Below are 24,770 nucleotides of genomic sequence, written 5' to 3'. Positions count from 1 at the left end.
AGGGGGAACTTGAAATGCCAAGACGTCGTCGCCCTGATTTAGTCCTACTGGGAGCAATCCTAGCGCTCCTTGCTATAGGAACCGTCATGGTCTATAGTTCGAGTGCAGTTAAAGGATATGTGATGTATGATGATCCTTATCACTTTTTGAAGATGGAGGTGATTTGGGTTACCATTGGGTTAGTGGCGATGATTTTGGCAATGCGCTTTGATTTGCAGTTATTGCGCCGATGGGCAAAACCGGCCCTCATTATGGCTATTGTCCTCTTAATTATGGTTAAGATACCCGGAATCGGACGTCGAGTTAATGGTGCTGACCGCTGGATAGGTCTTGGTCCTTTGTCGATCCAGCCGTCAGAGGTTATTAAATTAACCATGGTTTTGGTAATGGCCAGTATCTTATCGGCTGACCCCCATAAGATAAAATCTTTTCGCAAAGGTTTGCTTCCTGTGCTTGGTCTGCTTGGCCTTGTGGCAGGGCTCATTATGCTTCAACCCGACTTGGGGACAACTCTCGCCATTGCCGGTACGACTTTCTTTATGCTTATAGCGGCAGGTGCCAAGGCAAGCCATATTGTGGCTTTGGGCGGCGCAGGTATCGCTTTGGTCGTGGCGGCGATTGCCACGGCACCTTATCGAATGAATCGCATCTTCGCCTTCCTGGATCCATGGGCAGATCCTTCTGGCAAGGGATATCAGACGATTCAAGCCTTGCTAGCTTTGGGACCGGGAGGCCTTTTCGGCCTAGGTCTTGGGCAAAGCAAGCAGAAGTTCCTCTATCTTCCGGAAAATCATACAGATTTTATCTTTGCCATGATAGGGGAAGAACTGGGCTTTGTGGGAGCCACCATCGTAATTTTGCTCTTCTTCTTGTTTGCCTGGCGAGGATTTCGAGTAGCCATGGGGGCACCGGACCCCTTTACCGGTTTTCTGGCAGTTGGCCTCACTTCAATGGTATCCATCCAGGCCATGATCAATATGGGCGTGGTCAGCGGTGTACTCCCGGTCACGGGAATTACGTTACCCTTTCTAAGTTATGGAGGCACTTCGCTGGTATTTACAATGGTAGGAGTTGGGGTGCTGTTGAATATTTCGCGGGAGTCGCGATAAAGTCGACTGGGACATTCTTTCGAGAGATTTTGTGCAATAGAGTTGCGTTACAGACGCTCGGAAATTACGCTCGCAGAGCAAACTAAGGGCCAAACTGCCTCGTGCGAGCGGGCGGGTAACCTGCGCCGATAGGTCATCCTTTGTGGCGTGCGGCTTGGCCGAAATCCTCATCCGGATTTCGCTGCCTAAATCGCCATCCCTGGCTCACTAGGCGGCGTGCAACATCCATGTTGCCCGCCCCGCTGTCTGGGGTGCAGTTTAGCCCAAGTTTGCGGGCTGCTCCCGTAGAAACCTCGCTTTCTGTAATCGCAACTCACTTCGCAGAAAGGCTGGAGAATACTTTCAAGATTTGCATGAGATTCTTGTTGGCAATTCTTGTGAAAAGTTCTAAGCAGCTTTAAAGAGTTCTTGGGGTTCTTGCAGTTATATTGGATTCTTTGCAGTTCATCAGCAGTACCCCAAAGGCAACTCGAGCATATACTTAAAAGAAGACCCAAGGATTTTGATATACAGCAGGGAACGCCTTCTAAGCGAGCGGAAACCAATCTTCGCGAAAAGCACGCAGCGGAGTCGGGTTGGAAACAGGACGTTTCCAACCGCCCATTGAGCAGGAGCGATTTGGGCGGGAACCGGACGGAGCGGAGGGCTTGAGCGATTAGATTGGTCCGCGCAGCTTACGGAGTGACCGCGTATAGCAAAATCCTGGAGACAATACTTAAAAGAATTCCAAGAAACGAAGACCCAAGAACCGCGAACCAACGAAAGGAGCAACAATTCCATGCGTGTGATTGTCACAGGTGGAGGAACAGGCGGCCATATTTACCCAGCCCTAGCGATTGCGAAGGGGATTCTCGCCAAAGTACCGGATAGTGAAATCCTCTATGTGGGTACACGAGAAGGCATGGAAGCACGCCTAGTTCCTGAAGCCGGAATTAGCTTTAAAGGGGTGTCGGGGCAAGGGCTTCCCCGCAAAATTAGCCTGGATACGCTCAAGGTAGGGGGCAAAACAATCAAGGCCTTGTGGGAGACAAAAGAGATTCTCAAGAAGTATAAACCGGATCTCGTTGTCGGAACCGGAGGATATGTATCAGGGCCTGTGGTATTGACCGCGGCCTTATTTGGGATTCCGACCTTGCTTCATGAACAGAATGCCTTGCCGGGTATCACCAATAAAATCCTCACCCGTTTTGTGCGCAAGGTGATGGTAACCTTCCCGGAAAGCATTGCTCACTTTGGTGTGCGCAAGAAATTGATCTTAACCGGTCTCCCGGTGCGTCCCGAGATCGGAAGTATATCCCGGCAAAAAGGGGCAGATTGTTTGGGATTACGTCCTGAGCATTTGACCTTGCTCGTGACAGGAGGCAGTCGGGGTGCACGCAGTATTAACCAAGCCATGCCTAAGGTACTCAGGCAGTTAGCAAATCATCCGGAGATTCAAGTGATTTGGGCTACAGGCAAAGCAACCTATCAGGAGACTGTGGAGACTTTAAAGGCTGAAGGAATTCAGTGGCAAAGAGAGAACTGGCGGATATTAGAATATCTTAAGGCTATGCCTGAAGCACTGGCTTGTGCTGATTTATTCGTGGGGCGGGCTGGGGCTACGACCTTAGCGGAAATCATGGTGGCAGGTAAACCGGGGATACTTATTCCTTACCCCTTTGCTGCCGAAAACCATCAAGAATTTAATGCGCGGGCTTTGGAAAAGGATGGCGCAGCTCGTGTGATTCTAGATCAGGATTTAACCGGTGAGAATCTTTGGGCAGTGATTCAAGGCCTGGCGGAAAACCCTGAGCAATTAGCAGAGATGTCTCGTTCTGCTCGGAAGTCAGGGCAACCGGATGCGCTAGAGAAAATTGTCAAGGTTTGCCTGGACACTGCTTGGAAATAATCCTCTTCTTTCACACCTTCTGACTTACTTGCATAACATATGACAGTCAGAAGGAAGGGAGTGGGTTTGTTATGTGGCCTAAGCAAAAAATATTACTTCTCGTTCCCCGAGGGTTTGAAGGCTGGCAAGGAATTCTTAGCTTGCTGAATGCCCTACATAGAAACGTAATCGTCAGAGAAACCTCAGCGGAGACTCCGATGGACTTGGCGGATTTTTCATCCTCAGGCCTAGAAGAGGAATCCTATAGATTAGCTGATGTTGGGCCTACAGAAATTCTCTATTGGCCGGGAATCCCACCGGAAGATCCCTATCGAGAATGGGGCCTTTCTCGAGGACTTATGCAGACAGTACTTACGGAATTTCTACATAGGTATTGGGCGGAAGAGATCCTTCTGCCAGTATCTCACACTGAATCTGAAGAAGAACCCTTCTTATGGAGGATCTTAAATAAGGCAGGGTTCGAACCTTCCTTGTTGTGGCAGAAGGAAGAAGGGCAATGGGATGTACGAATCGGCAATGGCCTTCATTGGGTTATTTCTGCTGAGTGGTTACAGAATTGCTTAGGCGGTGAGGCTTTTGGACGCCGTCCACAGTCGGTTCTTCCCGAGAGTTGCTGGATTCGTCGGGAAAATCGGGTGGAATTCTATGGGGATCAGAAGCATTACGAGTATCTGGGTTGTATTTTGCCCAGTGAAGATAATGCCAAGGAAGATATAATATATTCCATAGTGCTACAAGCACTGCGAATAGGAGTGCCTTGGGATACGATTCGGCGCATCCAGGATGTGAATCTGAATATCTTCCTCGGTATTGATCCTAGGGAAAACATAAGGTGGTATGCTGATGATTTTGCATGGGGTATTACAAGGAATGAAGGGACGGGTCGAACGCCAATTTCCTCTGAAAAGCCTGAATACATGGCGAATCGGGGGATTGGCTGAAGCAGTTTTTTGGCCTGAAAATGAAGAAGAATTAATGGCGGTGTGGTTGTCTTGTCACGAAAAAGAGATACCTGTTCGGCTATTCGGTCGCGGATCGAATGTTCTTTTTCCTGATGAGGGACTAACGGGGGTTACGATAATCAGTACGGGCGTGGCTCAATGCGTTTGGGGTGGGTCGCAGGTTAGAGTGGGAGCGGGATATTCCTTAGCCCGTCTTTCTCAAGATGCTGCTGAATGCGGATACACAGGATTAGAATTTGCTCGCGGAATTCCCGGGACTGTGGGCGGGGCGATAGTGATGAATGCCGGAGCCCACGGAGGAAGTATCCAAGATGTCTTGGTAGAAGTGAAGATTATTAACCGAGAGGGTAAGGTTGAAAGACTTGGGAAGGAACATATTGAATTTGGTTATCGGGAATGTTCCCTAAGGGATCAGGCCATTGTGTTGGAAGGGGTCTTCTGCCTTAAGGCGGGTGACTCGGCTACGATTCGTCAAATCATGAGTGAGAATCTTGCCAAACGAAAAGTAACACAGCCTTTGGAACTACCTAATGCCGGAAGCGTGTTTCGAAATCCTGATGGGGATTCGGCGGGAAGATTAATCGAAGCAGCCGGCTGGAAGGGGAAAACGATAGGTGGAGCTCAAGTGTCCCTAAAGCATGCTAACTTTATTGTCAATCACGGCAGCGCCACAGCGCTGGATGTTTTGAATTTGATTCATGGGATACACACGGATGTACAAACGAAGTTTGGTGTCGAGTTAAAGACAGAGGTGAGGTATATCTCACCAAACTGAGAAGGAGGAATCTGTCATGGCGATGGATCGCTATGTCATTACCGGAAAACAACGATTAGAAGGCAAGATTCGCAATAGTGGGGCCAAAAACTCGTCCTTACCCTTATTAGCCGCTTCCTTACTCGTTGCCGGCAAGACCACCTTATTGGACATTCCCCGCTTAGCCGATATTGATCACATGATTGAAGTGTTGGAATGCCTTGGTGCGCGTGTCGATACCCAGAATGAAGCCATTCTCGTGAATGCCTCAGATCTCAGCAGCTGCGAAGTCGATGAAGGACTCATGCGCCAAATGCGGGCCTCTAATCTCATTCTAGGTCCTCTGATTGCTCGTCATGGTCGAGTGAGGATTTCCAAGCCTGGGGGCTGTGCCATTGGCTCTCGCCCGATGGACCAACATATTAAGGGTTTGCAGGAGTTGGGAGTTAAGGTCAAAGAAAAACACGGATATATTGAGGCCTGGGTAGACCAGTTACAAGGATCCACAATCTATCTTGATGTTCCCAGCGTTGGGGCAACGGAGAATTTGATGATGACGGCAGTACTGGCCAAGGGAACCACGACGATACACAATGCAGCTAGGGAACCGGAGATAATCGATTTACAGAATTTCCTGAATAAGATGGGAGCTAAAGTCCGTGGTGCGGGTATGGATGTTCTACGCATTGAGGGGGTAGACACCCTCTATCCAGTTGAACACACGGTCATCCCCGATCGAATTGAGGCCGGAACGCATATGGTGGCTGCAGTAATGACGCAGGGTGATATTGAGATTAGCAATGTGATTCCTGAGCATCTGGAGCCTGTTATAGCGAAGCTTCGTCAGGCCGGAGCGGTAATTATTGTGGGAGATGATTTTATCCGCGTCAAAGGTAAGGGTAGAATTAAGGGAGTGGATTGCAAGACCATGCCCCACCCTGGCTTCCCGACCGATATGCAACCCCAATTCATGGCGCTTTTGGCGACGGCTGAGGGAACCAGTATTATGACAGAAACTATCTTCGAAAACCGTTTTCAGCACGTGGATGAGCTTCGCCGGATGGGAGCCCAGATTACTGTGGAAGGGCGGGCAGCGATTATTCGCGGAGTGGAGCGACTGGAAGGGGCCTTTGTCGAAGCTACAGATTTGAGGGCGGGAGCAGCGCTTTTCCTGGCAGCTTTGGCGGCAGAAGAGGCCACTGTACTGGAAAAGGTAGGGCATATTGATCGGGGTTATGATAATCTTGAAGAGAAGTATCGGAGTCTGGGTGCCAAGCTAAAACGTGTAAGCTCTTGATCAGAGCACGATCTGAGATGTCTTGAAAAGAAAAACATGACAGAGAGGGTTGTATTCGATATACTAGGAAACTAGGAGGAGTGATCATGGAGCCTAGGAAATCGACTACATCCTTTCTGTATATTTCATTACTTGTGATACTTTTCGTAGTGGGGCTGAGTTTCTTCTTTCAGTCAAGTCATTTTACGACTCAGACAGTGAAGATAGAGGGTCTGAAACAAATTACTCCCAATGAGATTGAACGTTTAACTACGGATGTAACAGGGCAGAATCTTTTCATGTTAGATTTAAAGCAGCTTAGCCAGAAGGTGCAGCTGCATCCCCTTGTGGAATTCGTGGAGTTTAAAAGGAAGTTCCCCAATCAACTAATCGTTCAGATTACAGAACGAACGCCAGTTGCTCTAGTAGCCGTCCCACGAGGTGTCGTGGAGGTGGACCACAAAGGTATCTATCTCCGTCGTCTTGAAGGATGGCCGGAACAAAGTTATCCTGTGATTAATGGATTGACCATCCCTGATACGGCTGGTCCGGGGCTGGAGTTGGATCTGCCTGGACTTAAGGCTGCCCTAATTGTAGTCGGACAAGCCCCTGAGGAGTTAAAGCCTTGGATTGGGGAAGTCTATGTAAATACGATTGAACAGATCACCCTTTATCTGACGGATGGGGTGGAAGTCCGCTTAGGTAAAGCGAATGTCTGGGAGGATAAACTCAAGTCACTTTATGTATTGATTAATGATGATGGGTATAAGTCTTTTAAGAACGGGGTAAGGTATATTGATTTTACCGCCGCAAAGCCCGTAATAGGTCGTTAATGAGGAGGAATTTCTTGAATGTGGTTACCAATCTTAGGGCTCATACTTGGACTAGTTATTGGTTGGTTTAGTCCGTTTTCGGTTCCGGTAGAATACTCAAAGTATCTTTCTGTGGCCATCTTGGCTGCTCTGGACTCAGTCTTAGGAGGTATCCGAGCTGCTCAAGAAAACCATTTTGATTCTGTGGTGTTTCTTTCCGGTTTCTTTACCAATATCTTGCTGGCAGGAATACTTGCTTATGTGGGTGACCGCATTGGGGTTGACCTATTCCTAGCGGCTGTGGTGGCCTTTGGAGTCCGATTATTCAACAACTTAGCGATTATTCGCAGACATTTGCTTCAAAAAAGGATACTTTAGGGATAGACCACCCTTTTTGGTGCGAATCCATGCTAAAATAGCATAGTGGGTGATATTTCCTGTTAAAAAAGTTGAAGTGAAAAGAAGGATAAAATGCTTATCCATAGAATTTATCACGGGTATAGGTGTTTTTTTTGTGTCATTATCACGTGAACGTGACCGTGAATAGGTAATGCTCTAATACTAGCGGGGGGGTCGTAAGCTAAATGCTTGAATTCGACATGGACTTTAATCAATTCGCCCAGATCAAAGTAATCGGAGTTGGCGGTGGTGGAAATAATGCTGTAAATCGTATGATTACAGCCGGTTTAAAAGGTGTAGATTTTGTAGCGGTGAATACTGATGCTCAAGCAATTAACCTCTCACGTGCCGGAGAGAAGATTCAAATTGGTAATAAGATTACCAAGGGTCTTGGTGCCGGGGCTAATCCGGAAATCGGTTTGAAGGCTGCTGAAGAAAGTCGCGAAGAATTGATAAGTGTCCTAAAAGGTGCAGATATGGTCTTTGTCACCGCCGGAATGGGCGGTGGAACAGGAACCGGTGCAGCTCCGATTGTGGCTGAGATTGCTAAAGAATTGGGGGCCCTGACGGTGGGTGTAGTAACCCGTCCCTTCTCCTTTGAGGGAAGAAAACGGGCAATGCAGGCGGAAAAAGGAATCGCCGAGCTAAAGTCCAAGGTGGATACTTTGATTACTATTCCCAATGATCGTTTGCTTCAAGTGGTGGACAAGCATACAGCTCTTCATGAAGCTTTTCGAATTGCTGATGATGTATTGCGTCAAGGGGTTCAAGGAATTTCTGATCTGATTGCTGTTCCTGGCTTGATTAATCTGGACTTTGCTGATGTGAAGACGATTATGCGTAACACTGGTTCAGCTTTGATGGGAATCGGAGCGGCTACCGGAGAAAATAGAGCGGCAGATGCTGCCCGTAAAGCTATTTCCAGTCCTTTGTTGGAAACCTCGATTGAAGGCGCTCAAGGGGTTCTCTTAAACATTACCGGTGGTTCCAATTTAACCTTGTTCGAAGTCAATGAGGCTTCGGAAATCATTGCTGAGGCAGCTGATCCGGAAGCTAACATTATCTTTGGTGCAGTCATTGACGAAAGCCTGAAGGAAGAGATTCGAGTGACTGTCATCGCGACAGGATTTGAACAACAGAAAACGGCTACTGTCGGGTTAAGAGGGAGTGCTAATGAGGCTATTCGTCCCGTAGCAGCCACTGCCGAGGAGCTGGATATCCCAGAGTTTTTGCGTCGTAAACGCTAAGTGAGTTTTACTTTAGCTTCAAGACGTGTTCGCTGTTAGTTGCCTTTAACTTATATGACGAAAGTTGTGCAATCAATAAAATGAGTTAAGTAATTAAGCCATGGTTGGGCCTTGTAAGGTCAACAAACCATGGCCTTTTTATATTCCGGGCAGGTCCTGAGCCTTGGGTCAGGTCTTCTTCCGGAGCAGGTGGTTTCAAACGCGATTATTTGTCAGAAGTCGCATTAGTTTTCCTAAATATTCCCGCCTATTCCGACAGCTTTTATTCTCCTTATTCGGTATAATTTGGGAGAGACGGTGGAAAGGGCTGCAATGTAGTCATGGAGAGGTATTTAGATCTTGATCTTGTAGTGAACGGGAGTATGGATGCTTTGCTTATAATCCTCGCTGCCCGCTTATTGAATCTTCCCCTCCGAGGCAAGAGAATTGCGGCCGGAGTGATGGCTGGAGAAATTCCGGTAATTCTCTCCGCCTATGCTCCGGCCTCGTTCGTTTTTGAATTGAGCAAATTTCTCGTCCCTTGGCTTATGATTGGGCTTGCTTTTTCTTATCGAGGAATACGACCTTATCTCAAGACTCTTCTATTATTTTGGATTGTCTCAGCGGGTCTTGGGGGGCTCGTCTACGCTTTGTGGGGCTGGGTTAGCTTCGATGGTATCCTTGGTAGCTCTTTGCGCTTAGGCCTGAAAAACCTATGGATTCTGCCTTTAGGGGCCGGATTGTGGTGGGTTAGCCAAAAGTATTGGCATAGGATATTGGGATCCTCTGCCCAGACGAGAGCTACTCTCTATGATCTCCAGATTGATCTAAGCAAGGAAATGGGGAAGGCAGGTTCAATCACGGTGAGGGCCTTACTGGATACAGGGAACCAATTGCGAGACCCTCTCACAGGGAACCCTGTCATTCTGGTGGAAGAGGAAATAGCTGCGGCGGTCATGCCCGAAGAGCTGTTGCCAGCTTTGCAGGGAGCTTGGCGAGACTTAGAAGATCCTTGGCCATGGCTTTGGCAGTCTGATTCCTCGTGGATTAAGTATTTTGTCTTTATCCCCTATCAAGGGGTGGGACATAAGAGTTGGCTTCTCGGCATCCGACCCTATAAGGTGGTTTGTACATCCATGTCGGAACCGAAAGAAATGAAAGCAACCTTAGCGTTAGTGCAGCATGGGCTTAGTTCGGATAGAACCTACCAAGCCTTGCTGCATCCAGAGCATGTTCGAGGAGCGGAGGAAGGCTAATGAGCAGGATAGTAGAACGCATCAAACTTTGGTTTTTTAAAATTAAATCCCTTTTAATACGTAAAATCGGTGATTGGGATGAAATCTATTATGTGGGTAGCAGTGAAGCGCTGCCTCCTCCACTTACTTCGGATGAGGAAGGCGAACTTTTAGTACGCCTGGAGCAGGGGGATTTTAGTGTTCGCGATATTCTCATCGAGAGGAATTTGCGCTTAGTGGTGTATATTGCCCGTAAATTTGAGAATACCGGAATCAATATTGAGGACCTCGTTTCCATCGGGACCATTGGCTTGATTAAAGCAGTCAATACCTTTGACCCTCAGAAGAAGATAAAATTGGCTACCTATGCCTCGCGCTGCATAGAAAATGAAATTCTCATGCATCTGCGTCGCAACAATAAGACACGCACGGAGGTCTCCTTCGATGAACCCCTGAACATCGATTGGGATGGTAATGAATTGTTGCTATCCGACGTGTTAGGGACAGAAAATGATATTATCTCACGACCTCTTGAAGAAAAAGTTGATCGCCAGCTTTTGCATTTAGCTATGGCTAGACTGACGGATCGAGAAAAAATGATTATGGAATTGCGCTTTGGCTTAGACAATGGTGAGGAAAAGACCCAAAAGGAAGTAGCGGATCGGCTGGGTATTTCTCAATCCTATATTTCTCGTTTGGAAAAGCGGATAATCCGCCGTTTAAGGAAAGAATTCATCCGTTTGGAATAAGTTTTAATCCCATCGGGCATACTCTTCCAAGAGAAAATTGGCTTGGAGGGTGCTCAAATGGCTTTAAACAAAGTGGAAATCTGTGGAGTGAACACCTCAAAGTTGCCTGTTCTTAGTAGCGCAAAAATGAAGGAATTATTCATTGCCTATCAAAGCGGCGAAAAAGAAGCACGGGAGAAGTTGATTTATGGAAATTTGAGATTAGTCCTGAGTGTAATTCAGCGATTTACCAATCGGGGAGAGTATGTGGATGATCTTTTCCAGGTAGGTTGCATTGGCTTGATGAAAGCCATTGACAATTTTGATCTGGGTCAAAATGTAAAGTTCTCTACCTATGCGGTTCCCATGATTATTGGTGAGATTCGCAGATACTTGAGGGACAACAACCCGATTCGGGTCAGTCGCTCCCTGCGGGACATTGCTTATAAGGCGCTGCAAGTTCGAGACCAATTGGTCAGTGAATGTTCACGAGAACCTACGGTATCGGAGATTGCTGCCAAACTTACATTACCCAGAGAAGAAGTTATTTTTGCCTTAGATGCTATCCAGGAGCCGATTTCCCTGTTTGAACCGATTTATCATGATGGTGGAGATCCCATCTTTGTGATGGATCAAATCGGTGATGAGAAGCATTCCGATAACAGCTGGTTAGAAGGTATCGCAGTTCGGGAAGCCCTACGGCGGCTAAGTGAACGAGAAAAGCTCATTTTGTCTCTGCGTTTCTTCCATGGCAAGACTCAGATGGAGGTTGCCGACGAAATCGGAATTTCCCAAGCCCAAGTTTCCCGTTTAGAAAAAGCAGCCTTAGGACATATGCGTAAGTTCGTCTAGTATAGAATAAACATCTCCCCTCTCGAATATAAATTTAGAGAGGGGAGGTAGTATGAATGCGGATCTCTGAGCTACGCTTATTAGATATTGTAAATATTAAAGATGGTCGCCGCTTGGGCCCCATCAAAGATTTGGATCTGGATTTAGAACGAGGCTCCATTAAAGGGATCGTGGTGCAGGGCGCCTCTCGAAGCTGGGGTTTTTTCGGCGGCAGGAATGAGGATATTCTCATTCCTTGGGATCGGGTAAAGAAAATTGGGGTCGATGTAATTTTGGTCGATGCCACTGATTTGCCGGATTTTAATGTCTTAGTAGATGATCGTCGCTAATATGTATGGCTTCTCGTTCAAGATAGAAGAGCCTTCTGAAGGGAAAATCCTTTAGGAGGCTTAAATCATGTAAAGAATAGGACTTTCGGGGAGTACATCCCCTGGGGACTTTATGATATAGTTACAATAGAATGTTGATGGGGGTAACCGAATGGTATGGAGTTGGCGTCAGGGAAAGGAACTAGTCTATCTTACTCTTCCTGCATGGGAAGCGGAGGGTATTCAGATTGGATTTTCAACACGCTGGGGAGGGGTTAGCTCATCTCCCTATTCGACCTTGAACCTTGGACTCCATGTGGGCGATTCCCCAGATCAAGTGAAAAATAATCGCAAGTTATGGTTTGCTGAATGGAATACTTTGCCGGGGGAGGTCGCCCTAGGGGAACAGGTCCATGGAACAAAGGTCCATCAAGTCACTGAAGGAGATGCCGGACGAGGTTCCGAATCTCTTGATACTGTAATTACTGGTGTCGATGGGTTAATGACTGTGACCCATACCGCTCTTATGGCCTTCTTTGCGGATTGCGTTCCGGTGTTCTTTTATCATCCTCTTCTCCAAGCGGTAGGCATTGCTCATGCGGGCTGGAAAGGTACTTCTGGCAAGATCGTTAGTGAGATGTTAGAACTGTTTCGTCTACGAGGGGGTGACCCTGCAGAATGTTGGGCAGCCATTGGGCCGAGTATTGGCCCCTGCTGTTATGAAGTGGATGAACCCGTGCAGAAGGAGTTTGAGAAGAGCTTTTTAAGAACACCTTTTCTAAAACCGGGCCGACAAGGACATTTCCAACTGGATTTGCGGGAAGCGAATGCGATGGTCCTGAGGGAAGCGGGGATACCACCGGAGAAGATTTGGATTGCCCGAGAATGTACTGCCTGTCATACGGACTCCTTCTTCTCCTATCGCATAGAAGGTCCGAATACAGGACGAATGGCGGGTTGGATTCGCCGGTTGCCAACAAGGGAGGGGTAATCATGGCCGTTATTTTGGTCGTTGATGATGATGAACTAATTCAAGAGTTGCTCAAATTTAATCTGGAGAAGGAGGGCTATCAGGTACTGATGGCTTCCGACGGCCCTGAGGCGTTAAGAGTTATAAAGGAAAAACTTCCCGATCTTGTGGTGTTAGATATTATGTTGCCTGGTATGAGCGGTCTTGAAGTATGCAATCAACTGCGCAGGGTGCCAAAGCTTGCTGATTTACCGGTCATTATGCTTACCGCCAAGGGCGAGGAGATCGATAAGGTACTTGGATTGGAGATTGGGGCTGATGACTATATTACGAAGCCCTTTAGTCCCCGAGAGCTGGTGGCAAGAATTCGGGCAAGGCTGCGACGCAATAAGCCAAGCGAAGAGGGAGCAGATATAGTACGTCAGGATTTGCGTATTGACCTTGAACGTTTCCGAGTGTCTGTACGAGGGGAATACATAGAACTGACCCCGAAGGAATTTGAGCTTTTACGTGTACTAGCCACTCATCCGGGTAAAGTATATACCCGGGATGAACTTCTCGAACGAATTTGGGGCTATGAATATGCGGGAGATACTCGAACGGTGGACGTTCATGTGAGACATCTCCGCCAAAAAATTGAGAAGGACCCATCCGATCCCGATTATATCGAAACACTGCGGGGTATAGGATATCGGCTGAAAGGTTAGATTATGAGAATTAAATGGTTGATTATCCCAATCTATCTCTTGGTCTCATCACTTTCCCTTCTGCTTTTCTGGTTGGGGGCTCAAGTTCAAACAGGGATTCGTCTGGAGATAGATTTCATGGCACTTGCCTTTGCCATTCTGCTACCGGGGGGGATTGTTTACTTCTTTGCTGACCGGCTCGGAGAACGGATAGAAAGGATATATAGTGCAGTTAAAGGGATTGCGCAAGATCAATCTCAGCCCACAAATCTGCCGGAGTTTACTTATGAATTGGGAAACCTGTCCAGAGAGGTTACTGAGCTTGGACAAAGACTCAAAGTCAGTATATCGACTAACCGTCGGGAATCGCAGAAAATCCAAGCTATTCTTGCGGGTATGCAAGAAGGGGTCATTTCCCTGGATCGTGTGGGGCGAATCGTCCTTCTGAATCGTGCTGCAGAGAAGCTTTTTGGCAAGAAGCAAGACGCAGTAAGGAATAGATACCTTTCCGAATTAAATGGATTTGAAAAGTTAGAAGAGCTCATCTCTATAGCTTTAGAGAAAGGCCTCCCCGGGCAAACAGAGCTTCTCATCCGTTCCAAAATGATGATTCGCGTTCAGGTCAATCCAATTTTGGAAGAGAAGGATCGTTCCCAAGGAGCAGTTATCGTCTGCTATGATATCACTGAGCTTCGTCGCTTAGAGCAGTTGCGGACAGAGTTTGTCGGCAATGTATCTCATGAATTGAGAACACCTCTGACTTCGATCAAAGGATTTGTGGAAACCCTTTTAGACGGGGCGGCAGAGGTCCCCGACTTGCGGGAGCGCTTTCTCAATATTATCCATAAAGAGACTCTTCGCTTACAGCGCTTAGTGGATGAATTGCTGACTTTATCGCGGATTGAAAACCAACGCCCAGATGTCTGCAATGGCAGAAGTAGGATCCAAGAGGCTTATGAGAAGATTAAACCGGTGATTGGACCCTATGCTGAAGCTAAAAGCATCGAACTTGAAGTCGTAATTCCTAATACGTTGCCGGAAGTAGCTATGGGAATTGATTTGTTGAGTCAAGTACTTCTTAACTTGATGGAAAATGCTGTAAAGTATACAGCGAAAGGTAGAGTATGGCTACATGCGTCTTATGTTAATCAATCCATTCGTTTAGAGTTTGGCGATACAGGCTGTGGTATTCCTCAAGAAGATCTCCCCCGTGTCTTTGAGCGTTTCTATCGAGTGGATAAGGCCCGTTCTCGTGAACAAGGAGGGACAGGGTTGGGATTAAGTATTGTTAAGCATATTGTCGAAGGAGCTGGAGGGAAGATTTGGGTGACATCGAAGTTGGGTTCAGGATCCCTATTCATCTGCGAATTACCGACCAGAAATGGAGGGATAACAAATGAAGAGGAGCCCAAGGACACTAATCTATAGAATGATACGAGTCGTTGGGGTGGGGGCTCTTCTGCTGCTCCTCATCGGTTCGTTAGGCTGGGTTTATCGTTCGAATTTCTTAACGGGTTCGCTGAAGGTAGAGTTGGCCAAGCAAGGAGATATTGAACATCAGCAGACGGTCTCCGTGGTATTTGCCAATGAAGAAACTCTCCTTAAGGCGCCTGCTGCAGGGACACCTAAGTTTTTGGCCCAAGAGGGGGAACGAATCCGCAAAGGGGAACCTATCGCTACAATCCAATCGGGAGGGGTTGCCCTTGGACAGGATAGCATATCCCAGTCGAATACTCTGGTTGCACCGATTGGCGGACTTGTATATTCTGCAACGGATGGGCTAGAAACGTTTTTGACTCCTGAGAATCTTGTCTCCATGGATGTCAGCAAAATTCTTCAACAGACCGTTGCCAATAGCTCTGAGTCCGTCGCAAAGTCCACAATCCCTCAGAACGATCCGACCACTCAAGAAGCTCAAGCTTCTCAGTCTACTCAGGCGTTACAGAATACAAGCGGAAGCGTGGCCAGCGGCAAGGTTATCGGTAAGATCGTCAATAATCTTCTGCCTACGGTAGCAGTGGTTAAGGTGGATACCAAGGGGTATGAGGTGGGTAAGAATGTGAAGATGCTCATCAATGGCCAGAGCTTCACTGCTAAGATTATGCGCCTTCTAGATGATCCTCAAGGATTGGTAGTTCAATTCAATCAATATATCGATGGGACAAGCCGAGAAAGATTTCAGGAGATTGCCCTGGTTGTGAAGCCCACGGTTAGCGGAATTCTGATTCCCAAGAGCAGCCTTTGGATTAAGGGGGAAGAACAGGGCGTTTATGTGGTTCAGGAAAGTGCCATTCAATACCGCAAGGTTAAAATACTTGATGAGAATGATCAAGTCATCTGTGTAGAGAATTTACCTCATGGTATTCCCGTCATTATCAATCCCCGTATGGGTCTAGATGGTTTAACCATAAATATAAAAAATGTCACTCAATTATAAACTGTGCTATAGAAGTAGCAGGAAATAGGCATTCTTTGTAGAATTGAATCAAAATGGACGGTGTTCGAATTGGATATAAATGGAAATATATCAGATATCCGTCAGAGGATGAATCAGGCGGCCGGTAAGAGTGGTCGTAACCCTTCCGAGATAAAGCTTCTAGCAGTAAGCAAAACCATGAGTTCCGACGTGGTTCGCTGTGCTTATCAAGCCGGACTACGTGCATTTGCTGAAAATCGGGTTCAGGAATGGCAAGAGAAGGTGGATCATCTCCCTGAGGATTGTGAATGGCACCTGGTTGGCCGTTTGCAAACCAATAAGGTAAAGTATTTAGATACTAGGATTACACTTATTCATTCCCTTGATAGGATAAGCTTGCTTGAAGCATTGGAACACCATGGTACTCAGCGGCAGATGATTTGGCCAACCTTGGTCCAGGTTAATATCGCTCGCGACCCTCATAAAGCAGGAGTGTTAGAAGAAGAAGTGGAGGATTTCCTGACGGAGGTGACTCGTTGTGAACATGTCCGGGTGCATGGACTGATGACCATAGGGGCATTAGGTGCTTCTCAGGAAGAGACACAAGGATATTTTCGCCAACTGCGCTTGCTGAAGGAGCGAATTCAGGTAAAGACTATACCTCATGTCGCCCTCAAGGAACTTTCCATGGGGATGAGTCATGATTTTGAGTGGGCAATTCAAGAGGGTGCTACCATCATCCGAGTTGGCAGGCAGATTTTTGGAGAACGCTCCTAAGGGACAAGGTTTGTTCACAAGATTCAGATAGAAGTATATATTTATGATTTTAAGGAGGTTGCTAAAATGGCAAAGTTGTTAGACAAAGTGATTGGAATTATGGGTTTTGCTGATGAAGACTTTGAAGACGATTATTTCGAAGAAGATGAAAAGGAAGAGGTTGTTCGAGAAGAACCAAGAGCAACAAACAATCGCAAAGGGGCACAAGTGGTAAGCATCCATACCCAAAAGCAAGTTAAGGTCGTTGTGCTCGAACCCCAAGCTTTTGAAGATTCTCAAAACATTGCTGATCAGCTAAAAAACCGCCGTCCTGTGATTGTGAACCTGGAAAATGCAGATCGTAATTTGGCAAAACGGATTGTCGATTTTGTGAGTGGGACAACCTATGCTTTGGGTGGAAACATGCAAAAGGTCGGCAATGGCATTTTTCTTTTTGTTCCCAATAATGTAGATATTTCCGGCGAAATGAAGGACGATTTTAAGGAAAAGGGATTTTTTTGGTCTTTAACTAAATAAGGAGTGATTAATATACTATTCGTTTATCAAGTAATTCACACCGTCATCACGATCCTTATGTATGCTATCATTGCACGGGCGTTGCTATCTTGGTTTCCTAACGTACCCTATAATGCTTTAGTTCGAGCTTTGTATGAAATTACAGAGCCTCTGTTGAAGCCCTTTCAGCGGTTTCAGTTTGGGGGGCCTGGATTTGGCATTGATATTTCTCCGATTCTCGCCTATTTTACCCTTATGATTATTAAGACGGTAGTTTTACCCGTCTTATTAAGTCTTTTGCTTCGCTTTTAGAGGCTAACTATGAACTATCGGATGGATCGTGCTATCTTGAATTTTTGGTCTGATAAGGAGTTAAAACTTGAAGGGGCTCATCTGTTGGATTTGTGCGAGGAAGCCATCAGCACTTCAAGGCCGGTTTGGACTCCCTTTTTAAGTCAAGCCCTAGGGAACTGGTTCGGAGGGATTCTGCGAAGTGAAGGTCTCGCTTTTCGAGTCGAGGGCGGATTGCCAGACGCGGAAAGGGCTCGATTTTTAATGGTTGAAGATGCCGGTATGCTTGATCAAGTTGCCAGTGAGGTTAAAGTTATACGTGCAAAGCCCCTTGACCCGCGTGGGACGATGGAACATCGTCAGATTTTGGGTTCCCTGATGGGCATGGGGTTAAAACGGGATGTAATTGGGGATATTCGTGTCGGTGAACACTGCTCTTTTGTAGCGGTAGCCCATGGCATCGCCGATGTTTTGCTCAGCCAATGGGATAAAGCCGGGCGGGAACGGATCCAGGTGGAGCTCGTCGAGGGAAATCAAGAGATTCCGGCTGAACAGGGAGAAGAGTGGCGCATTACCGTAGCTTCTTCAAGGGTAGACGCAGTAGCTTCCAGTAGTTTTAATGTCTCTCGCTCTACCTTCCAAGAGCTCATTCAGCAGGGGAAGGTAAAGCGTAACGATCTAGTGGTGTCCAAACCAGACTTGGAGGTTAAGCCGGGAGATATCCTATCTTGTCGGGGCTACGGTCGAATTCGCTTAGTGGAATCGACGGGGACTCGCAAGGGAAGAATTGCCTGGAGCATCATACGATATATACCTCGGAAGACATAAGAGGGGGATGAATTATGGCATTAACTCCTATTGATATTCAGAATAAAGAGTTCCGCAAAGGGGTCCGAGGTTATCATACGGAAGAAGTGGACAAGTTTCTGGAAAGCGTAAGCAAGGAATTTGAGGTTGTCTATGCTGAGAACTTCGAACTGAAAGATAAGGTCCAACGTTTGGATGCGGAGTTAAGGCATTACAAGCAGTTAGAATCCACTTTGCAGCAAACGATGGTATTAGCACAGCAAACAGCTGATGAAGTCAAGCAATCTGCTCGCCATGAAGCTGAACTCATTCTCAAAGAAGTCGAACAAGAGAAAGTAAGGCGGATAACCGAAGCTCAGAATAAGCTGCAACATGTTAATGATGAAATCGAAGAGTTGCAAAAACGCCGAGAAATGACTCGCACTCAACTGAAATCCTTTTTGCTTGCTCAATTGGATTTGGCGGAAGCCTTTGAGAAGGATCGTGTCTCATGAATGCTTGCACTACCATAAGAGATTGTGCTAGAATAAAATCTAGACATTTTTTAAAGGGGAAGAAGATTTCTTATGAAGAGCATTTTGTATTCGGAGCTTGACTCCGACTTTCTTGTGCAAGGTTTAGGAATGCATAAGGAGGAACAAGGTTTTTTTACAGGGAAGATTGGGCGCCACGAAATAGAGCTTACCTCTTCGCCTGACACTCTGAAGAATATTGAAGAAACTCAAGTCATTTATATTGGCAAGGCCGAGCCTGGTCCTTATCGCGAGGGCGATATCTTGATGGCCGGAAGTGATGATCTTTTGGATCGCGCTTTCCATGCTTTGGATGAAATGGAGCAGCGGGGTGTGGTTGTCGGCTTATCTACCGAGCCGGATTCTTACCCGATGACTTTGAAACGGGAGGATCTCAATCAATTCACTATCGAGTGGAAAGATAAGAAAGTTCCCTATCTTTGCTTGTTTATGGGGGAGCCGGTCAATCTTGAAGGTCAAGCCAAACTGGTTACGATCGTCCGCAAGGTGTTAAACGATTAAATACCATTAGGTATGGGTAGTATAAAGTGTATCATAATGCTAAATAATTAAGAGCGTTGAAAAGGACTGTCCTTGAATGGAGCCTCTATAGCGAGCAGGAGATGGTGAAAGCCTGTGAGGTGAACCAAGGAGTATCCCCTTTGAGTGAAGTGCTGAAACTTTGAGTAAGCCTTCCGCCTCGTCCCCGTTAAAGGACTCCGAGTGGCTGGGACAACCGGCAACAAGGGTGGTATCGCGAGTAATATCCCGTCCCTTTTTTGGGGATTGGGATTTTTTATACTTTAACAGCAAAAAGGCATATGATCTCAGGGTCGCGCCTTTGTATTGAAAATCACAGGAGGAATTTATTATGGATTATCGGGATACGTTGAATTTACCGGAAACAGAGTTCCCTATGCGTGGTAATCTCCCCCAGCGGGAACCGGGAATTTTGCAAAAATGGGAAGATCTCGACATTTATGAAACAGTGCAAAAAGCACGGGACGGACGTCCGAAGTTTGTTCTCCATGATGGACCGCCCTACGCCAATGGGGATATTCACCTTGGCCATGCTTTAAATAAAGTCATCAAAGATATCATCGTCAAATATAAAACCATGGCTGGCTTTGATGCCCCTTATGTTCCCGGTTGGGATACTCATGGTTTGCCCATTGAGCAACAGGTCATTAAAAAGTTAGGGGTGAACCGCCATGCGGTCTCTGTGGTTGAGTTCCGCAGAATGTGCAAAGAGTACGCTAAAAATTATGTCAGCATTCAGCGTGAGCAATTTAAACGGCTGGGTGTACGGGGAGATTGGAAAAACCCCTATCTGACTTTGGAAAAAGAGTATGAGGCCGCCCAAATCGGTGTCTTTGGTAAAATGGCACGTAAGAATTATATCTATAAGGGCTTGAAGCCAGTCTATTGGTGCCCCTCTTGCGAAACGGCTTTGGCTGAAGCAGAGATCGAATACGCAGAGAAAACTTCGGATGCTATTTTTGTGAAGTTTCCTGTCAAGGAAGGCAAGGGCATCCTTACGGATGAAAACACTTTTGTCATCATCTGGACCACAACCCCCTGGACGCTTCCGGCAAATTTAGCGATTACCTTGCATGAGGAATTTACCTATGTACAGGTTCAGGTAGAAAATGAACATTGGATTGTGGCAGAGGGGCTATTAGATAGCCTTCGCTCGACTTGGAATTTAGAACTGCCTATTGAAAAGCGCTTTGTGGGGAAAGAACTGGAAGGCGTGATTACTAAACATCCTTTCATCGATCGGGATTCCGTGCTCATCCTTGGGGATCATGTAACCTTGGAAGCAGGAACCGGGTGTGTACACACGGCTCCTGGACATGGGGAAGAAGACTTTAATGTGGGCAAGGAATATGGCCTGCCAGTCCTTTGCCCTGTTGACCATCAAGGGAAATTTACTGCCGAAGGCGGGGCCTATGCCGGCATGAAGGTAGATAAGGCAAATCCGGTGATTATTGAAGACCTCAAGAATCTCCATGCCTTGGTTCATGAGGCTAAGATTAAGCATAGCTATGCTCACTGTTGGCGTTGCAAGAACCCCATCATCTATCGGGCAACTGAGCAATGGTTCGCCTCTATTGATGGTTTCCGCAAAGAGGCTCTGACCGAAATTGATCATGTCCAATGGATTCCCGCCTGGGGTAAAGACCGCATCTATAACATGGTGGCAGATCGGGGAGACTGGTGTATTTCACGTCAACGGACTTGGGGTGTGCCCATTCCCATTTTCTACTGCGAGGATTGTGGAAAAGAGATTATCACCGATGAAACCATCGCCAAGGTTCAAGAGATCTTCCGTGCCGAAGGCTCAGATGCCTGGTTTATCCGTCCGGCTGAAGAATTCTTGCCGGAAGGCTTCGCTTGCTCCTGCGGTGGCAAGTCCTTCCGCAAAGAGACCGATATCATGGATGTTTGGTTCGATTCCGGTACCAGTCATACAGGGGTGTTGATGGAGCGAGAAGAGCTTGCTTGGCCTGCTGACCTTTACCTGGAAGGTTCGGATCAACATCGAGGCTGGTTCAATTCCTCCCTTTCGACATCTGTTGCTGCCTATGGCAAGGCCCCCTATAAAGCTGTCTTAACCCATGGCTTCATTGTGGATGAAAAAGGACGTAAAATGTCCAAGTCATTAGGTAACGGTGTGGATCCCTTACAAGTAGCCAAGGATATGGGTGCAGATATCCTCAGACTCTGGGTTTGTTCAACAGACTACAAAAACGACGTTGCAGCCTCGCCGCGGATTATGAAACAGATGACGGAAGCCTATCGTAAGATCCGTAACACCTTAAGATTCTTGCTCAGCAATCTCAATGACTTTGACCCTGTTAAGGATCGGGTCGCTTATGAGGAGTTGCCGGAAATCGACCGCTGGGCTTTGCTCCAACTGGGCAAAGTTATCGACCGTGTTTTGCAGGGATATGAAAAATATGAATTTCACTGGGTCTATCATACCGTTCATAACTTCTGTGCGGTAGAATTGAGCGCTATTTACTTGGATGTCGTCAAAGATCGCCTTTATGTAGAAGGTAAGGATTCCGCTCTGCGTCGCGCTTCTCAGACCGTACTCTATGATGTCCTTGATGCTCTTGTGCGCCTGATTGCTCCAGTATTAACCTTTACGGCAGATGAGATTTGGCCATATATCCCCGCCGTAGCTGAAGGCTCGAATATCCAAACCGAGGAAATGCCAAAAGTAAATCCCCGCTGGATGGATGAAGTTTTGGAGAAGAAATGGGACACTCTATTGGCTGTGCGTTCTGAAGCGACAAAAGCTCTCGAAAAGGCTCGTCAAGATAAGCTAATTAACCATTCTTTGACAGCTCGAGTCGAGATTTACCCGAATGCTGAACTCGAAGTATTCTTGAAGGCTATTCCGAACTTGGCGGAGATTTTTATTGTCTCTGAGGTTTATGTTCACCAGGCAGGAGAGGGAAAACCAGAAGGAATCACCATGGCGGAATCTATGGAAGAGCTTGGTATCGCAGTGAGCTCGGCAGCCGGTGAGAAATGCGAACGTTGCTGGATTTATGATACTAAAGTGGGTCAAGACCAAGACCATCCGAACTTATGCCCAAGATGCGCATCGGTGGTAAGCCATCTTTAAAACTTAGGTACTTGATTGCTTAGTTGCTAAAAAGACTTCCTGGAACCTACCAGGTAAGTCTTTTCTTTATATTAAAACCCAAATTAAAGTAGTTATTCACAATTAATTCCTCGAAATTATGGACAATTATTAGAAAAGTTAGTATTATTAAAAATGGTATTAGTATTGCGCGTTTTTAAATACTTTACGGCCCATTAAGGAGTTGACCCTAAGACGCACAGCAGAGGTGGGAGAGGGATTATGAAAAAAATTACGGCAAATCTGGCCAACCGAATTGTTGATTTAATTTACTCGGAAAGTGGGTACCATGGCATCGTCTGTGACCCCCAAGGCATTATTATCGCTGACTCAGCAAAGATACGTCTGGGAGTTTTACATACGGGCGCCCAGCGCATTATGAATACTTCAATCAACGAAATCAAAATTACAGCGGAAGATGAAGCCAATAGTTCAGGACAGGTCCGTGAGGGTTTGAATTTGGCGATTTTTTTAGAAGAAGAGAAAGTGGGTACCTTTGGAGTTGCAGGACCTCTTGCCATCGTATCTCCTGTAGCTAAGGTTGCGGCAGCCATGGTTGCTTATTTGCTGCGTGATGAAGAGCTGAAAGACATTCTTAAGAAGCATGTCGATCATATAGGGGAGTCTATAGAGCAAGCCGCAGGAGCCCTGGAAGAAATGGCTGCCTCTTCTGAGGAGGTTGCCAGTGTGAGCCAGACCGTGGCTACTGTCGCCCAAGAGGCTAAGCAGCAAGTAAAGGCTACAGAAGGGGTCACTGAATTTATTCGTCGTGTGTCGAAGCAAACGAATCTTTTAGGACTTAATGCGGCGATTGAAGCAGCCCGGGCCGGTGAACTGGGTAAAGGGTTCTCGGTGGTAGCCGGTGAAGTTCGAAAGCTAGCCGACGAAAGCAATCGTTCAGCTAATGAGATCAATGAGCTGTTGATGAAGTTTCAAGAAACCATGGAGGAAATCGTCAAGGGTGTATTCCAGAACAATGTGATTGCCCAAGAGCAAGCAAAAGCTACTCAAGAAATCGCTATGATGGTTCAAGAATTACAGCAGGTGGGCAATGATCTGAATGGTATCGCTCACAAGCTTTAAGAGGTAGACCATCGTTGATTCTACATAATAATTATTAGAATATAGGGGCAATGGTGTAGACGAATCTCCATTAGCTGACTATAATGAAAGCAGATAATCGAATAGGTTTCGAATGATTCCAGTAGGAGAGACTCATAGGTGAGCGCCGAAGGAGAAACGGCCAGAATGTCGCATCTATTCTGGGGGAAACTCTCAGGCAAAAGTACTGCTGGAAGACGAAACTCTGGAGAGCTTCTCAGATGAGAACACCAAAGGGGTAGCCGCAAGGTAATCTCTCAGGTTAAAGGACAGAGGTAACGCGACGCGTTATTCCCTCTGTTTTTTTATTTGTGTTCATCTTTTAAGCTGAATTAGCAAATACTCATACTTTAGGAGGTGGCTGAAGTGACAGAACTGAAAAGAACTCCGCTCTATGAAGAACATCAAAGGTTGGGAGCCAAGCTCATTGATTTTGGCGGTTGGGAGATGCCTGTCCAATATGCAGGAGTTATCGAAGAACACAAGGCCGTGCGCAATCAGGCAGGACTCTTTGATGTCTCTCACATGGGTGAAGTGGAGGTCGAGGGTCAGGATGCGCTTCCCTTTATTCAGTACATACTTACCAATGATCTATCCCGCCAGCAGGATGAGCAGATTCAATATTCCCCCATGTGCTATCCGGATGGAGGGATCGTAGATGATCTGCTCGTGTATCGGCTTCGTGAGAGTCATTACTTAATCGTCGTCAATGCCTCTAATACGGATAAAGATTTTGCTTGGATGCAGGAACAAGCTCAAGACTTTACCGTGAATCTGGTGAATCGTTCCCAAGAGTATGCGCAATTGGCCATACAAGGGCCCCAAGCGGAGAGGATTCTGCAAAAGTTGACAGGCATGGATTTGCAGGAAATTAAGTATTACTGGTTCAAGCAAGGGGAAGTGGATGGCGTTCCTTGTCTGGTTTCACGGACGGGGTATACGGGGGAAGATGGGTTTGAAGTTTACTTATCCCCTGAACAGGCATCACAAATGTGGCGGAGAATCTTAGAAGTGGGAAGTGAAGAAGGTGTGCAGCCCATCGGGCTCGGGGCTCGCGATACTCTACGTTTTGAGGCTCGCCTACCCTTATACGGCAACGAATTAGGTCCTGATATTACTCCTTTGGAAGCAGGACTTGGCTTCTTTGTAAAGATGGAGAAAAAGGATTTTATTGGCAAGGAGATTCTTTTGGCTCAGAAGGAAAAAGGTGTGCCCCGTAAGCTCGTCGGCCTAGAGATGATCGAGCGGGGGATTGCTCGTTCCCACTATCCTCTTCATAAGGAGGGTAAAGAAATTGGGTTCATTACTTCAGGCTCTTTTTCTCCTACCTTGAATAAAAACATTGCTTTAGGTCTTATTCCCTCGGAATATGCCCAAATAGGAGAAACACTCGATGTGATGATTCGAGGCAAAGCAGTCAAGGCTCAGATTGTGCCTTCTCAATTCTACAAGCGGCAAAAATAGGGATCTCACCATACCACTAACTTGAGTCGATGCCAGCGAACGTA

The 24,770-nt window shown here is 46.7% G+C and carries 25 protein-coding genes, 2 riboswitches and 1 other annotated feature; all 25 genes read left to right on the top strand.

Annotated elements, in window-relative coordinates:
• The first annotated feature begins 14 nt into the window (after positions 1-14).
• The 25 genes from spoVE to gcvT all read left to right on the top strand — a co-directional run bounded on the left by spoVE (position 15) and on the right by gcvT (position 24,726).
• A complete protein-coding gene (spoVE, locus tag DESDI_RS13555; protein ID WP_015263185.1) occupies positions 15-1,109 on the top strand; it encodes a stage V sporulation protein E in 1,095 nt (364 codons plus the stop codon).
• 778 nt (positions 1,110-1,887) lie between these two features.
• Positions 1,888-2,997, top strand: a complete 1,110-nt coding sequence (gene murG / locus DESDI_RS13550; RefSeq protein WP_015263184.1) for an undecaprenyldiphospho-muramoylpentapeptide beta-N-acetylglucosaminyltransferase — start codon at positions 1,888-1,890, stop codon at positions 2,995-2,997.
• A gap of 71 nt (positions 2,998-3,068) precedes the next feature.
• Entirely contained in the window at positions 3,069-3,938 is an 870-nt protein-coding gene (locus tag DESDI_RS13545) for a hypothetical protein (RefSeq protein WP_015263183.1), read from the top strand.
• The gene (murB, locus tag DESDI_RS13540; protein WP_015263182.1) at positions 3,868-4,734 is read left to right on the top strand and encodes a UDP-N-acetylmuramate dehydrogenase; all 867 of its coding nucleotides are present in this window, start codon (positions 3,868-3,870) and stop codon (positions 4,732-4,734) included. Before DESDI_RS13545 ends, murB begins: the two co-directional genes overlap by 71 nt.
• 16 nt (positions 4,735-4,750) lie before the next feature.
• Entirely contained in the window at positions 4,751-6,010 is a 1,260-nt protein-coding gene (gene murA / locus DESDI_RS13535) for a UDP-N-acetylglucosamine 1-carboxyvinyltransferase (RefSeq protein ID WP_015263181.1), read from the top strand.
• Between the two features lie 86 nt (positions 6,011-6,096).
• Positions 6,097-6,822, top strand: coding sequence for a cell division protein FtsQ/DivIB (locus DESDI_RS13530; RefSeq protein ID WP_015263180.1), 726 nt, complete (start codon positions 6,097-6,099; stop codon positions 6,820-6,822).
• A gap of 18 nt (positions 6,823-6,840) precedes the next feature.
• Positions 6,841-7,179, top strand: a complete 339-nt coding sequence (locus tag DESDI_RS13525) for a small basic family protein (protein WP_015263179.1) — start codon at positions 6,841-6,843, stop codon at positions 7,177-7,179.
• A gap of 206 nt (positions 7,180-7,385) precedes the next feature.
• Positions 7,386-8,447, top strand: coding sequence for a cell division protein FtsZ (gene ftsZ / locus DESDI_RS13520; protein ID WP_015263178.1), 1,062 nt, complete (start codon positions 7,386-7,388; stop codon positions 8,445-8,447).
• A 320-nt stretch (positions 8,448-8,767) separates the two neighbouring features.
• Positions 8,768-9,682 (top strand): sigma-E processing peptidase SpoIIGA, encoded by a 915-nt coding sequence (locus DESDI_RS13515; RefSeq protein ID WP_015263177.1) that lies wholly within the window; start codon positions 8,768-8,770, stop codon positions 9,680-9,682.
• Entirely contained in the window at positions 9,682-10,410 is a 729-nt protein-coding gene (gene sigE, locus DESDI_RS13510) for an RNA polymerase sporulation sigma factor SigE (RefSeq protein WP_015263176.1), read from the top strand. Before DESDI_RS13515 ends, sigE begins: the two co-directional genes overlap by 1 nt.
• Positions 10,411-10,467: 57 nt before the next feature.
• Complete coding sequence (gene sigG, locus DESDI_RS13505) at positions 10,468-11,241, top strand: RNA polymerase sporulation sigma factor SigG (protein WP_015263175.1); 774 nt, start codon at positions 10,468-10,470, stop codon at positions 11,239-11,241.
• 56 nt (positions 11,242-11,297) lie between these two features.
• Positions 11,298-11,570 carry a YlmC/YmxH family sporulation protein gene (locus tag DESDI_RS13500; protein WP_015263174.1) on the top strand — a complete coding sequence of 91 codons (273 nt, stop codon included), beginning with the start codon at positions 11,298-11,300 and terminating at the stop codon, positions 11,568-11,570.
• A 151-nt stretch (positions 11,571-11,721) separates the two neighbouring features.
• Positions 11,722-12,540, top strand: coding sequence for a peptidoglycan editing factor PgeF (gene pgeF, locus DESDI_RS13495; RefSeq protein ID WP_015263173.1), 819 nt, complete (start codon positions 11,722-11,724; stop codon positions 12,538-12,540).
• Between the two features lie 2 nt (positions 12,541-12,542).
• Positions 12,543-13,226: a response regulator transcription factor gene (locus DESDI_RS13490; protein ID WP_015263172.1), complete on the top strand. Its 684-nt coding sequence runs from the start codon at positions 12,543-12,545 to the stop codon at positions 13,224-13,226.
• A gap of 3 nt (positions 13,227-13,229) precedes the next feature.
• Entirely contained in the window at positions 13,230-14,633 is a 1,404-nt protein-coding gene (locus DESDI_RS13485; protein ID WP_015263171.1) for a sensor histidine kinase, read from the top strand.
• A complete protein-coding gene (locus DESDI_RS13480) occupies positions 14,602-15,642 on the top strand; it encodes a biotin/lipoyl attachment domain-containing protein (RefSeq protein ID WP_015263170.1) in 1,041 nt (346 codons plus the stop codon). Before DESDI_RS13485 ends, DESDI_RS13480 begins: the two co-directional genes overlap by 32 nt.
• Positions 15,643-15,711: 69 nt before the next feature.
• Entirely contained in the window at positions 15,712-16,398 is a 687-nt protein-coding gene (locus tag DESDI_RS13475) for a YggS family pyridoxal phosphate-dependent enzyme (RefSeq protein ID WP_015263169.1), read from the top strand.
• Positions 16,399-16,464: 66 nt separating this feature from the next.
• Positions 16,465-16,914 carry a cell division protein SepF gene (locus tag DESDI_RS13470; RefSeq protein ID WP_015263168.1) on the top strand — a complete coding sequence of 150 codons (450 nt, stop codon included), beginning with the start codon at positions 16,465-16,467 and terminating at the stop codon, positions 16,912-16,914.
• Between the two features lie 3 nt (positions 16,915-16,917).
• Positions 16,918-17,205 (top strand): YggT family protein, encoded by a 288-nt coding sequence (locus DESDI_RS13465; protein ID WP_015263167.1) that lies wholly within the window; start codon positions 16,918-16,920, stop codon positions 17,203-17,205.
• Between the two features lie 9 nt (positions 17,206-17,214).
• Positions 17,215-18,012, top strand: coding sequence for a YlmH family RNA-binding protein (locus tag DESDI_RS13460; protein ID WP_015263166.1), 798 nt, complete (start codon positions 17,215-17,217; stop codon positions 18,010-18,012).
• A gap of 14 nt (positions 18,013-18,026) precedes the next feature.
• Positions 18,027-18,485, top strand: coding sequence for a DivIVA domain-containing protein (locus DESDI_RS13455; RefSeq protein WP_015263165.1), 459 nt, complete (start codon positions 18,027-18,029; stop codon positions 18,483-18,485).
• A 72-nt stretch (positions 18,486-18,557) separates the two neighbouring features.
• The gene (locus tag DESDI_RS13450; RefSeq protein ID WP_015263164.1) at positions 18,558-19,025 is read left to right on the top strand and encodes a hypothetical protein; all 468 of its coding nucleotides are present in this window, start codon (positions 18,558-18,560) and stop codon (positions 19,023-19,025) included.
• 47 nt (positions 19,026-19,072) lie between these two features.
• Positions 19,073-19,282, top strand: a binding site (T-box leader).
• Between the two features lie 92 nt (positions 19,283-19,374).
• Complete coding sequence (gene ileS / locus DESDI_RS13445; protein WP_015263163.1) at positions 19,375-22,143, top strand: isoleucine--tRNA ligase; 2,769 nt, start codon at positions 19,375-19,377, stop codon at positions 22,141-22,143.
• A 240-nt stretch (positions 22,144-22,383) separates the two neighbouring features.
• Complete coding sequence (locus DESDI_RS18440; protein WP_015263162.1) at positions 22,384-23,244, top strand: sugar diacid recognition domain-containing protein; 861 nt, start codon at positions 22,384-22,386, stop codon at positions 23,242-23,244.
• A gap of 112 nt (positions 23,245-23,356) precedes the next feature.
• Positions 23,357-23,462: riboswitch (glycine riboswitch) on the top strand.
• A 1-nt stretch (position 23,463) separates the two neighbouring features.
• A riboswitch (glycine riboswitch) is annotated at positions 23,464-23,539 on the top strand.
• Between the two features lie 89 nt (positions 23,540-23,628).
• Positions 23,629-24,726, top strand: coding sequence for a glycine cleavage system aminomethyltransferase GcvT (gene gcvT / locus DESDI_RS13435; RefSeq protein WP_015263161.1), 1,098 nt, complete (start codon positions 23,629-23,631; stop codon positions 24,724-24,726).
• The last annotated feature ends 44 nt before the right edge of the window (positions 24,727-24,770 follow it).

The sequence above is a fragment of the Desulfitobacterium dichloroeliminans LMG P-21439 genome, assembly GCF_000243135.2.
Classification (GTDB): Bacteria; Bacillota; Desulfitobacteriia; order Desulfitobacteriales; family Desulfitobacteriaceae; genus Desulfitobacterium; species Desulfitobacterium dichloroeliminans.
The sequence above is the reverse complement of the archived record's forward strand: the minus strand, read 5'-3'. Positions and strand labels throughout refer to the sequence as shown.

Bases quoted from the DNA above. Each gene is read 5' to 3' on its own strand.
- spoVE (WP_015263185.1), top strand. From the start codon at position 15: ATGCCAAGACGTCGTCGCCCTGATTTAGTCCTACTGGGAGCAATCCTA.
- murG (WP_015263184.1), top strand. From the start codon at position 1,888: ATGCGTGTGATTGTCACAGGTGGAGGAACAGGCGGCCATATTTACCCA.
- DESDI_RS13545 (WP_015263183.1), top strand. From the start codon at position 3,069: ATGTGGCCTAAGCAAAAAATATTACTTCTCGTTCCCCGAGGGTTTGAA.
- murB (WP_015263182.1), top strand. From the start codon at position 3,868: ATGAAGGGACGGGTCGAACGCCAATTTCCTCTGAAAAGCCTGAATACA.
- murA (WP_015263181.1), top strand. From the start codon at position 4,751: ATGGCGATGGATCGCTATGTCATTACCGGAAAACAACGATTAGAAGGC.
- DESDI_RS13530 (WP_015263180.1), top strand. From the start codon at position 6,097: ATGGAGCCTAGGAAATCGACTACATCCTTTCTGTATATTTCATTACTT.
- DESDI_RS13525 (WP_015263179.1), top strand. From the start codon at position 6,841: ATGTGGTTACCAATCTTAGGGCTCATACTTGGACTAGTTATTGGTTGG.
- ftsZ (WP_015263178.1), top strand. From the start codon at position 7,386: ATGCTTGAATTCGACATGGACTTTAATCAATTCGCCCAGATCAAAGTA.
- DESDI_RS13515 (WP_015263177.1), top strand. From the start codon at position 8,768: ATGGAGAGGTATTTAGATCTTGATCTTGTAGTGAACGGGAGTATGGAT.
- sigE (WP_015263176.1), top strand. From the start codon at position 9,682: ATGAGCAGGATAGTAGAACGCATCAAACTTTGGTTTTTTAAAATTAAA.
- sigG (WP_015263175.1), top strand. From the start codon at position 10,468: ATGGCTTTAAACAAAGTGGAAATCTGTGGAGTGAACACCTCAAAGTTG.
- DESDI_RS13500 (WP_015263174.1), top strand. From the start codon at position 11,298: ATGCGGATCTCTGAGCTACGCTTATTAGATATTGTAAATATTAAAGAT.
- pgeF (WP_015263173.1), top strand. From the start codon at position 11,722: ATGGTATGGAGTTGGCGTCAGGGAAAGGAACTAGTCTATCTTACTCTT.
- DESDI_RS13490 (WP_015263172.1), top strand. From the start codon at position 12,543: ATGGCCGTTATTTTGGTCGTTGATGATGATGAACTAATTCAAGAGTTG.
- DESDI_RS13485 (WP_015263171.1), top strand. From the start codon at position 13,230: ATGAGAATTAAATGGTTGATTATCCCAATCTATCTCTTGGTCTCATCA.
- DESDI_RS13480 (WP_015263170.1), top strand. From the start codon at position 14,602: ATGAAGAGGAGCCCAAGGACACTAATCTATAGAATGATACGAGTCGTT.
- DESDI_RS13470 (WP_015263168.1), top strand. From the start codon at position 16,465: ATGGCAAAGTTGTTAGACAAAGTGATTGGAATTATGGGTTTTGCTGAT.
- DESDI_RS13460 (WP_015263166.1), top strand. From the start codon at position 17,215: ATGAACTATCGGATGGATCGTGCTATCTTGAATTTTTGGTCTGATAAG.
- DESDI_RS13455 (WP_015263165.1), top strand. From the start codon at position 18,027: ATGGCATTAACTCCTATTGATATTCAGAATAAAGAGTTCCGCAAAGGG.
- DESDI_RS13450 (WP_015263164.1), top strand. From the start codon at position 18,558: ATGAAGAGCATTTTGTATTCGGAGCTTGACTCCGACTTTCTTGTGCAA.
- ileS (WP_015263163.1), top strand. From the start codon at position 19,375: ATGGATTATCGGGATACGTTGAATTTACCGGAAACAGAGTTCCCTATG.
- DESDI_RS18440 (WP_015263162.1), top strand. From the start codon at position 22,384: ATGAAAAAAATTACGGCAAATCTGGCCAACCGAATTGTTGATTTAATT.